9 protein-coding genes are annotated in these 10,652 nt (G+C 36.3%); 8 read left to right on the top strand and 1 reads right to left on the bottom strand.

The annotated features are described in order from the left end of the window. The 8 genes from A9G34_RS10735 to A9G34_RS04395 form a co-directional block, all read left to right on the top strand. On the top strand, window positions 1-777 hold a 777-nt coding region (locus A9G34_RS10735; protein ID WP_065568997.1), incomplete at its 5' end, for a hypothetical protein. A gap of 29 nt (window positions 778-806) precedes the next feature. Further along, a complete protein-coding gene (locus A9G34_RS04425) occupies window positions 807-4,823 on the top strand; it encodes a toxin VasX (RefSeq protein ID WP_065568996.1) in 4,017 nt (1,338 codons plus the stop codon). A 16-nt stretch (window positions 4,824-4,839) separates the two neighbouring features. Continuing rightward, on the top strand, window positions 4,840-5,679 hold the full coding sequence (locus A9G34_RS04420; protein WP_065568995.1) for a DUF6708 domain-containing protein: 840 nt from the start codon (window positions 4,840-4,842) through the stop codon (window positions 5,677-5,679). Window positions 5,680-5,708: 29 nt separating this feature from the next. Beyond that, window positions 5,709-6,524 carry a DUF6708 domain-containing protein gene (locus A9G34_RS04415; protein ID WP_065568994.1) on the top strand — a complete coding sequence of 272 codons (816 nt, stop codon included), beginning with the start codon at window positions 5,709-5,711 and terminating at the stop codon, window positions 6,522-6,524. Between the two features lie 29 nt (window positions 6,525-6,553). Beyond that, window positions 6,554-7,387, top strand: a complete 834-nt coding sequence (locus A9G34_RS04410; RefSeq protein ID WP_065568993.1) for a DUF6708 domain-containing protein — start codon at window positions 6,554-6,556, stop codon at window positions 7,385-7,387. A 29-nt stretch (window positions 7,388-7,416) separates the two neighbouring features. Next, window positions 7,417-8,250, top strand: a complete 834-nt coding sequence (locus A9G34_RS04405; RefSeq protein ID WP_065568992.1) for a DUF6708 domain-containing protein — start codon at window positions 7,417-7,419, stop codon at window positions 8,248-8,250. 112 nt (window positions 8,251-8,362) lie between these two features. Continuing rightward, window positions 8,363-9,196 carry a DUF6708 domain-containing protein gene (locus A9G34_RS04400; protein WP_065568991.1) on the top strand — a complete coding sequence of 278 codons (834 nt, stop codon included), beginning with the start codon at window positions 8,363-8,365 and terminating at the stop codon, window positions 9,194-9,196. Between the two features lie 29 nt (window positions 9,197-9,225). Then, the gene (locus A9G34_RS04395; protein ID WP_065568990.1) at window positions 9,226-10,056 is read left to right on the top strand and encodes a DUF6708 domain-containing protein; all 831 of its coding nucleotides are present in this window, start codon (window positions 9,226-9,228) and stop codon (window positions 10,054-10,056) included. Window positions 10,057-10,184: 128 nt separating this feature from the next. On the opposite strand, the gene A9G34_RS04390 is transcribed toward A9G34_RS04395, so the two are convergent. Further along, window positions 10,185-10,652: zinc-binding dehydrogenase (locus A9G34_RS04390; protein WP_141670337.1), on the bottom strand; the 468-nt coding region annotated here is incomplete at its 5' end.

Below are 10,652 nucleotides of genomic sequence, written 5' to 3'. Positions count from 1 at the left end.
ACGCAAGTTTTACGTTCGGATTTAGATTATGACCCAAGCGTCTGCCCAACACTGGTTAAACTTGCCGAACCCGATGAATTTTTAGAAAGCCCAATATTGGATAGAATTGGCTTTGAAGCAGCAAACGAATGTTTTGAGTCAAAGCGTTATATTTGTGCTTATATTGTTACAGACCTTAAACCATCGGTACTGGCAAAACAACTAATCAATATTGGCAATACCATTGCCAATGCATTGCATCGGCGTTATTACCCCTTTTTTGAACCATTTCGAATGCAATTTCTGCAAGAAGTAGCGAGCAAAGAAGACAACGCATGGCTAAAATCACAATTAACCCAAATTGCAAACTACTACTACCCATCGATTCATGGTGGGCAGTTTATCCGTTTTACCGCCGATGACACCGCCAATATTGCCGAAAGTTGGAGTGAAAATTACGGCAATCGCTTAAAAAATTTGATAATGATTCAAAACTTAGTCAATTTATGGGCAAATAACCGAACATACTATACAGAACAAAAACGGCTCCCCCTTGATAACAAGGTGATTATGCAAGCAACACAACTGGTTGAACAAGCTTATCAATTAGGCTTAACTGACGCTAACGATATTCAATTTTGGGTATTAAATGGCTTAAGGTACCAAACTGCATTTACTCAGCATCCTAACGTGCTTGAACAAATAGCCAAAGCGCAAAAAGAGCCGAGCACATTCTCAAAACACGTTATTAACGCCCAGATTCACCTTGAAATCTCATCACTTTCGATTAACGAATAACAAATAAGACAAGCAATAAAGGATGTAAGATGAAGAAAGCAGCAAACCTTGCGTTAGAAAATGTAATCCAAGCATCGGGCGCTTGCCCTGTCTGTGAACGAACTGGGCTACCGGTTTTTTTACTGCGTCAGGCTGTGATAAAAACAACGTCGAGTTTAACAAAAAAAGTCAACGCCACTTATCAAGAGTTAGCCGATTACGCTAAAAACTTAGATTTTAAAAACCGCATGCCAGAAGAGGCATTAGAATATTATAGCTATGTACTGCGTATTTTGCGTAAAGGTTATGTGTATGTGATGCAACAAAAAGGCGACGACATCCATAGCCGAATACTCCATGCGTATGAATGCATTGATGGGGCACTACGTTTAAGAAACTACCATGACCTGCCCAATACCGAGCCAAGACCTTTATCAAAAGCGTGTAACAAAGCTTGCCATTCTATTCCGGCATCGTTCATCAATCTTGATGATAAAAACTTTACGCAAGCTTGGGTGGCTTATTGTTCACGACCTTGGTCGAAAACAACCATTGATGATTACCTACAAGAACAAGATAGCCAAGCGCTATCCCGTTTTACCCAAATTGATATACAAAAACTCAAAGACTCACCGTCTGAGGCAACTGGCAACCGAGCCGTACCGTTTAAAGATATTTTTGGTAGCAGTTATCAAACTTACCAAGCAGAAAACAGCAAAGTACTGGAATTTCGTTTTGATGAGCATCTTGATAATTTTGAATCGGTACATGGGTTTACCCGTTTAAAAGACCAAAAATTAAAATATGTGCTACATACCAATCAATTATACCAAGGGGATAAACCGATATCCTGCGGCGTCGTGCTGGAAGACACTTTAGGTATCGCCGAAGAGCTCAACTCGCAACGGGTATCGCACCTGCATATGTTTAACGAAATACCGTTAACCGCAGAAGAAGTGAATTTAGCAGAAGAATTAATCGATGGTTTTGACGATTTAGACAAAGCAACAAAAATCTACGAACAACGAGCAAAAAACATGCTCCACACCATCAATCCTGCATTGAAAAGAAAATTTGATTATTATCAACCCGTGATGTTTAAAAAGCGGATAATTTTACAGTTAATGGAGCAGTACCGAGCTTCGATTGTCACTTCGTTTGATCGTGAAATCGCTCGCGTAAAAGAAGAAATAAAAAAAGTAAAAAATTCGGGCAATGACACCATTGGCTATAATGGTATTCCAACATCTGCGAGAATGCACAATAAAATCGGCAAATTGGGCGAAGATAAAACCAAAGCACTCAATGATATTGATAGCTGTGTGGATCAAGGTAAAGTTGATACTTTTAAAGGGGAATTAGAATCCGCTTATCAAAAAGTGGTTGATTACCATAAAGAGTGGTCGCAGGACTATTTTACCTATGTCCGTTGGTTATTTGGCAAACAAGGGATTGTCTCGCAATTTAGCAAAACCAAACCCAAAAGTGTTAACACCAATCATTTTTGGCAACGTGAATTTGATTTCAGTACTGAAACGACGCAATTGGTGCACGCATCAGAAGTGGGCTCTATTTTAGTCGATACCACTCATTCCGAAATCAAACTCGATCAAGACAGCGCCCTGTGGGACGAGCTGCTCAGTAATCCTGAAAGTATCTATTACATTACCGAATATAATAACGCAAAAGGTATTGATCGTGACGAGCCTATCTACGTAGACTTAAAAACGAACGAATTAATAACACCAACCGACTGGTTATCAAAATCAACGGAGTTTATTGGTACTGTTTCTACTGCAATGGTAGAAAAAAAGAGGGATAAAGAGCTAAACAATAAAAAAATCGTATTAGAAAAAAACAAAGCCGAGTTGGAAGCTAAAATTGAACAAAATAAACAAAAAATTGACGAGCTTGAACAACAAAAAAAACAGATTCCAGTTAGTGATCCTGTAGCGCAAGAAAAACTCAGACGTGAAAAAAAGGTTTATGAAACGAAGCATAGGGAATTAAATAAAAACCTTGAAGTGGTAAATAACGAATTATCAAAGCTTGCTAGTTCAACACAACACACTCAAGTATCAACCCAATATAGTGAAAGTTTACTTAACCGCACGGCACTAAAAAAACAGGCAATACTGGCTAAAGACACCTTACTTAAACCGATAAAATCGCACTGGATGCGGCTAAATGCATTTGATGAACTTGCCAAACTAGGGGCGCTACCGGTTGAAATAAACGTGCAAATTAAACCAGAAAATATCGTAAAAATTCAAAATCTATTAACCCAAATGCATCGTGGTTTTTACAATCATGGCGTCTATCACCCGCATGAGCTTGCCTTTTTAGAAAGTGTTGATATTGATGAAAAACCAATTAAAACCAGCTCGGGCAAAATGCAAAAAGCGAAATTTACCCTATGCTTTCCTGATAAAGTCAGTAAAGCCTTATTTGTAGACTTTATTAATAGCACCAATGGTACATTAAGCCCATACAGCTTAAAACAATTTATGGAGCAAAAGTATAAAGATTATTTCAAATTAATCCATAAACAAAAAACACTGCTTGAAAACATAGAAAAAGTGAATCAAGGCAAAGCCTCAACCACTGAAGTATTAAGCAAAACCAGTGATAAAGCCCTAGAACAAGCAAAAGCTAAAATAAACGAAAAAATATCAAAAGCGGGTGGTGTGATAGACAAAGCGCAACATGAATTAGAAAGTATCTATAATGAGGTAGAACTACAAACGGCTAATCAAAACGCCAGAACAGGGAAAATAACTTTTGGTATCAGCCTTGCAGTGAACGGCATATTAGGCACCCTGACCCTAATAAACATTAGCGATATGCTTAAAGAGTGGGATGAAGCAAAAGAAGGTAACGGTGAAACCGATCTAAAAGGGCAAATGCTTAAAGATCTGGTGTCACTGGTACTAACCGGTATCGACTTAACTAACCAATACAAAAATATCAAACTCAATATGCAAATGGCTGAAGCGATTAACGCTGGTAAAAATGTGCGTCCAATCAAAGCACAAATTAAGCTCAATACTATAATCAGTAAAACTGTTTCTAGAGCAACGGCTACGATCACGGTATTAGATGCGATCGGTGAGCTAAAAAGTTCGTTTGATATGATAAATATGGAAGATAAAAAATATTTTGGGTATAGGTTTGTAGGCTCTATTTTTTTAGGATTTGGTGCAATTATTTTATTATTAGGCTCACCTTTAACGGCTATTATTGGCATTGTTTTAGTGGTTGTTGGTTCAATCGCAATTATGTTTAGTAAAAAGTACGATAATTTTACGGCTATTCAACACTGGTTAAACCGTTGTTGCTTTGGTAAGCAAGAAGAATTGGACTATTTAGGTTATCAAGCCTATCACGAAGATGAATACAGCACTCACTCAGGTTTTGGTTTAGCGCTCAACGACTATGCGATTATGGTTTATAATATTCAAACTTTTATTCGTTTAAAACCGCTGTATCATGTACCATCAACAACAGAAATACTAGTTAAGCCCGATGCCCCAAATCAATTTCAACGGCACATCTATTTTTATTTGGATATTCCCGATTTTGCCAAATACAATCAAAACGAAAGTGCAATTGCGCTAATTCGCTTATTTATTAATGATTACCCAAATCTAAAAAGCGAGCCAGACCCTCTGCCCGAAAAATATATCGATCTAAAATACCGTATCACCTCGCAACAAATAACGTTATTAGCCATCAGCAAAAACTATGGTAACCTCAATCTTATTTCGACGGATAAAAAAGCCTATTTTGATAAGTATGATCGTAATATCGGCGTACTGACTCGGCTCCCAATACCCGATTATAGCAAAATTGATGAGCCAAACGAATTTACTTTAACCACATCGGCTAATCATCTTACTGATAAAACCACAACCAATAGCGACGAGCCAGTGCAAAATGGGCTTATTATCAATAAATGGATCGCTGGCACAATAGGTGTGTTTAATATTGTAAAATATCAAATTATTGTGCAATACAATAACCGTGAAGACGTGCCATTAATCGTGACTAAAAACAATAAAATTTAAATTAAGGAGTAAAACAATGCCATCACAATATCAACCCCAAATTTTTGGTTGGATAGGCGATTTAGTAAAAGGCGGCAATTCTCTAACCGATGCCGATGATCGCTTGCTCTATGCCAATGATAACTACTGTGCTTTTATTCGTAAAACAAAATCTGATCAGATTTTTTATTCATTTATTTTTATTATATCTATGTTTCTTGGAAGTGTAGGAGCTATTGCTAGTATTGATTTATGCATTCTTATTTTTTCAGAATTAAAAGACAAAGAAGATGAGTTTATGCTAATTATTATAGCAATAGGTGCAATACTTTGCATTTTTGCAATGTACTCAACAGTTGTTCCAGGTTTATATCAAAACTTATTTACACGCCGAGGAAGCCCCATTATTTTTAACCGTAAAACGGGTAAAGTGTATATTAATGAAAGCTATTTTTTTAATTTTAAAGTGTTACGCAATCCACTAACCTTTTTGCACCCCAATAAAAAACGCATAAAAGAATATGACTGGGCCCATTTACAAGGGGTGGTGGTACATAACTTTTCACGCTACTCACTCAACACCACTATTTTAATGGTATGCAAGCCCCATAGCCATAAAACAATCGACCATATATTATTAGATCCATTACGTGTCGGCATAGGTAGTTATCTGGTTTGGGGTTGGGTTAATAACTTTATGTGCGCGAACAAATTAGCCGGTCTAAACGATGGCAAATACAAATGGGAACAAGAAACTCAATTTAAAGACAACATTATTAAAGGACAAGGCTGGCCAGAATGGATGGTTGAAGCGTTTAATGCCACATCGCAAGAAGAACTCGCCGAAATCAAACAACGGCACCATATAACGGAATAACCAAGATGATTAAGGAATAAGGAATAATTATGCCATCACAATATCAACCCCAAATTTTTGGTTGGATAGGCGATTTAGTAAAAGGCGGCAATTCTCTAACCGATGCCGATGATCGCTTGCTCTATGCCAATGATAACTACTGTGCTTTTATTCGTAAAACAAAATCTGATCAGTTACTCTATTTATGTATGGGGTTTTTTTTCTCAATTTCGGGGATCTTTTTAATTCCATCTTTGATATATTCTATTATAACGTGCAATAGTGATACACTTGTCTATCTTTTAACTCCTGGTTTATTTTGTTATATTATTCTCGAATATTTAATGATTCCTGAATTTTATCAAAACCTTTTTACACGCCGAGGAAGCCCCATTATTTTTAACCGTAAAACGGGTAAAGTGTATATCAATGAAAGCTATTTTTTTAATTTTAAAGTGTTACGCAATCCGTTAACCTTTTTGCATCCCAATAAAAAACGCATAAAAGAATATGACTGGGCAGATTTACAAGGGGTGGTGGTGCATAACTTTTCACGCTCTTCACTCAACACCACTATATTAATGGTGTGCAAACCAAATACCCATAAAACAATCGACCATATCTTGTTAGACCCATTACGTGGTGGCATAGGCAGTTATTTTGTTTGGGGGTGGGTCAATAACTTTATGTGTGCGAACAAATTAGCCGGTCTAAACGACGGCAAATACAAATGGGAACAAGAAACTCAATTTAAAGAAAAAATTATTAAAGGACAAGGCTGGCCCGAATGGATGGTCGAAGCGTTTAATGCCACATCGCAAGAAGAACTCGCTGAAATTAAACAACGGCACCATATAACGGAATAACCAAGATGATTAAGGAATAAGGGATAATTATGCCATCACAATATCGACCTCAAATTCCTGGTTGGATAGGCGATTTAGAAAAAGGCGGTAACTATTTAACGGGTGCCGATGATCGCTTGCTCTATGCCAACGATAACTATTGTGCTTTTATTCGTAAAACAAAATCTGATCAGATTTTTTATTTATGTCTTTCTGGAGTAATTTCAATTGGATTAATGTTTATTATTCCTTTTCTTGCATATGATATTGTAGATGATATGCAATTAAAATCAGATGATGATAAATATATTTTTTCCCTTTTACTAGGAATATTAGTTTTATTTATTATTACATTATATTTAATGTTACCAGAATTTTACCATAATCTTTTTACACGCCGAGGAAGCCCCATTATTTTTAACCGCAAAACAGGTAAAGTGTATATCAATGAAAGCTATTTTTTTAATTTTAAAGTATTACGCAATCCACTAACCTTTTTGCACCCCAATAAAAAACGCATTAAAGAATATGACTGGGCCCATTTACAAGGGGTGGTGGTGCATAACTTTTCACGCTACTCACTCAACACCACTATTTTAATGGTGTGCAAACCGAATACCCATAAAACAATCGACCACATTTTGTTAGACCCATTACGTGGTGGCATAGGTAGTTATTTTGTTTGGGGTTGGGTCAATAACTTTATGTGTGCGAACAAATTAGCCGGTCTGAACGACGGCAAATACAAATGGGAACAAGAAACTCAATTTAAAGAAAAAATTATTAAAGGACAAGGCTGGCCAGAATGGATGGTCGAAGCGTTTAATGCCACATCGCAAGCAGAGCTAGCCGAAATCAAACAACGGCACCATATAACGGAATAACCAAGATGATTAAGGAATAAGGAATAATTATGCCATCACAATATCAACCCCAAATTTTTGGTTGGATAGGCGATTTAGAAAAAGGCGGTAACTATTTAACGGGTGCCGATGATCGCTTGCTCTATGCCAATGATAACTACTGTGCTTTTATTCGTAAAACAAAATCTGATCAGATTTTTTATTCATTTGGTTGGTTTATATCAATATTTGGTCTTTCTTTTTATATAGGTATTTATTTTTATTTCGTTTTTACTATGACTCCTGCAGTTAATAATGATGAAAAAATTATGGATATTGTGTTATTATTGATGAACATCACCTGTTTTTTTGCTTTATATCTTCTGATTCCTGAATTATATCATAACTTATTTACACGCCGAGGAAGCCCCATTATTTTTAACCGTAAAACGGGTAAAGTGTATATCAATGAAAGCTATTTTTTTAATTTTAAAGTGTTACGTAATCCGTTAACCTTTTTGCATCCCAATAAAAAACGCATAAAAGAATATGACTGGGCCCATTTACAAGGGGTGGTGGTGCACAACTTTTCACGCTCTTCACTCAACACCACTATATTAATGGTGTGCAAACCAAATACCCATAAAACAATCGACCATATATTATTAGATCCATTACGTGCTGGCATAGGCAGTTATCTGGTTTGGGGTTGGGTTAATAATTTTATGTGCGCGAACAAATTAGCCGGTCTAAACGACGGCAAATACAAATGGGAACAAGAAACCCAATTTAAAGAAAAAATTATTAAAGGACAAGGCTGGCCAGAATGGATGGTCGAAGCGTTTAATGCCACATCGCAAGAAGAGCTCGCTGAAATTAAACAACGGCATCATGTCAAACAATAAGTTTTAATAGCTCAGGGCGGGAAAGGATAACGCCGCCTATTTTACAATAACCGTGAAGGCGTGCCATTAATCGTGACTAAAAACAATAAAATTTAAAATAAGGAGCAGAACAATGCCATCACAATATCAACCCCAAATTTTTGGTTGGATAGGCGATTTAGAAAAAGGCGGTAACTATTTAACGGGTGCCGATGATCGCTTGCTCTATGCCAATGATAACTACTGTGCTTTTATTCGTAAAACAAAATCTGATCAGTTTTTTTATTTATTTATTTGTTTTATATCAATATTTGGTCTTTCTTTTTATATAGGTATTTATTTTTATTTCGTTTTTACTATGACTCCTGCAGTTAATAATGATGAAAAAATTATGGATATTGTATTATTATTGATGAACATCACCTGTTTTTTTGCTTTATATCTTCTGATTCCTGAATTTTATCAAAACCTTTTTACACGCCGAGGAAGCCCCATTATTTTTAACCGTAAAACAGGTAAAGTGTATATCAATGAAAGCTATTTTTTTAATTTTAAAGTATTACGCAATCCACTAACCTTTTTGCACCCCAATAAAAAACGCATTAAAGAATATGACTGGGCCCATTTACAAGGGGTGGTGGTGCATAACTTTTCACGCTACTCACTCAACACCACTATTTTAATGGTGTGCAAACCGAATACCCATAAAACAATCGACCACATTTTGTTAGACCCATTACGTGGTGGCATAGGTAGTTATCTGGTTTGGGGTTGGGTTAATAATTTTATGTGCGCGAACAAATTAGCCGGTCTAAACGACGGCAAATACAAATGGGAACAAGAAACTCAATTTAAAGAAAAAATTATTAAAGGACAAGGCTGGCCAGAATGGATGGTAGAAGCGTTTAATGCCACATCGCAAGCAGAGCTAGCCGAAATCAAACAACGGCACCATATAACGGAATAACCAAGATGATTAAGGAATAAGGGATAATTATGCCATCACAATATCAACCCCAAATTCTTGGTTGGATAGGCGATTTAGAAAAAGGCGGTAACTATTTAACGGGTGCGGATCAGCGTCTTCTATATGCCAATGATAACTACTGTGCTTTTATCCGTAAAACTTTATCAGATCAAATATTTTACTTATCCATGCTTTTTGTTCTTTTTGTCCTTTCAATACCATTAATCTACTTATCTATAAATTTAATTTTAGAATTAGCATTAAGAAAAGAAACTTTCTTGATGATTAATTTCATCGTGATATTAATTGCTTCTTTAGTTGCTTTATATATATTTATTATCCCTGAATTCTATCAAAACCTTTTTACACGCCGAGGTAGCCCCATTATTTTTAATCGCAAAACGGGTAAAGTGTATATCAATGAAAGCTATTTTTTTAATTTTAAAGTGTTACGCAATCCGTTAACCTTTTTGCATCCCAATAAAAAACGCATTAAAGAATATGACTGGGCCCATTTACAAGGGGTGGTGGTGCATAATTTTTCACGCTACTCACTCAACACCACTATATTAATGGTGTGCAAACCAAATACCCATAAAACAATCGACCATATCTTGTTAGACCCATTACGTGCTGGCATAGGCAGTTATTTGGTTTGGGGTTGGGTTAATAACTTTATGTGCGCGAACAAATTAGCCGGTCTAAACGACGGCAAATACAAATGGGAACAAGAAACCCAATTTAAAGACAAAATTATTAAAGGACAAGGCTGGCCCGAATGGATGGTAGAAGCGTTTAATGCCACATCGCAAGAAGAGCTCGCTGAAATTAAACAGAAGCATCACATTAAGCATAACTAAGGTGAACAGATATTATTTTTTATGTGCATGTGAGAGCAGGAGAATAATAACCGCTTTGCCAAAAGCGGTACATTTGGTCTCGTTGGGTTTTAATTAGTTCATGGTATTGTCGGCTGCAAATAGCAAGGCTATTTATTGACATCAACCACAAATCGTCCTTTTATTTTTCCTGCTATCATTTTTTGAGCGATATCAGCACATTGATTTAGGGTAATGGTTTTACCAATGTAAGATAAACTTTGATTATCAAGATATTGTGATAATAGATTCCATGCTTCTAAGCGTTTGTGGTAATTGGCCATAACACTATCAATCCCTGCTAAGGTTATGCCACGTAATATAAATGGCGCAACAGTAGCTGGAAAATCCATACCTTGAGCAAGCCCACAACAAGCAACAAGACCATTATACTTTGTTTGTGCACAGATATTGGCTAATGTGTATGAACCAACGGTGTCTATTGCTCCAGACCATTGCTCTTTTTGTAGTGGTTTACCTGCTTTTTTTAATGTTTGACTATCAATAATATTAACTGCGCCAAGTTGTTGTAGGTAAGGTTTTTCATTCATTTTATTGGTGGATGCCGTGACTTGATA

The sequence above is a fragment of the Gilliamella sp. Choc4-2 genome, assembly GCF_001690355.1.
GTDB lineage: Bacteria > Pseudomonadota > Gammaproteobacteria > Enterobacterales > Orbaceae > Gilliamella > Gilliamella apicola_A.
This window is presented reverse-complemented; position numbering and strand designations above follow the sequence as displayed.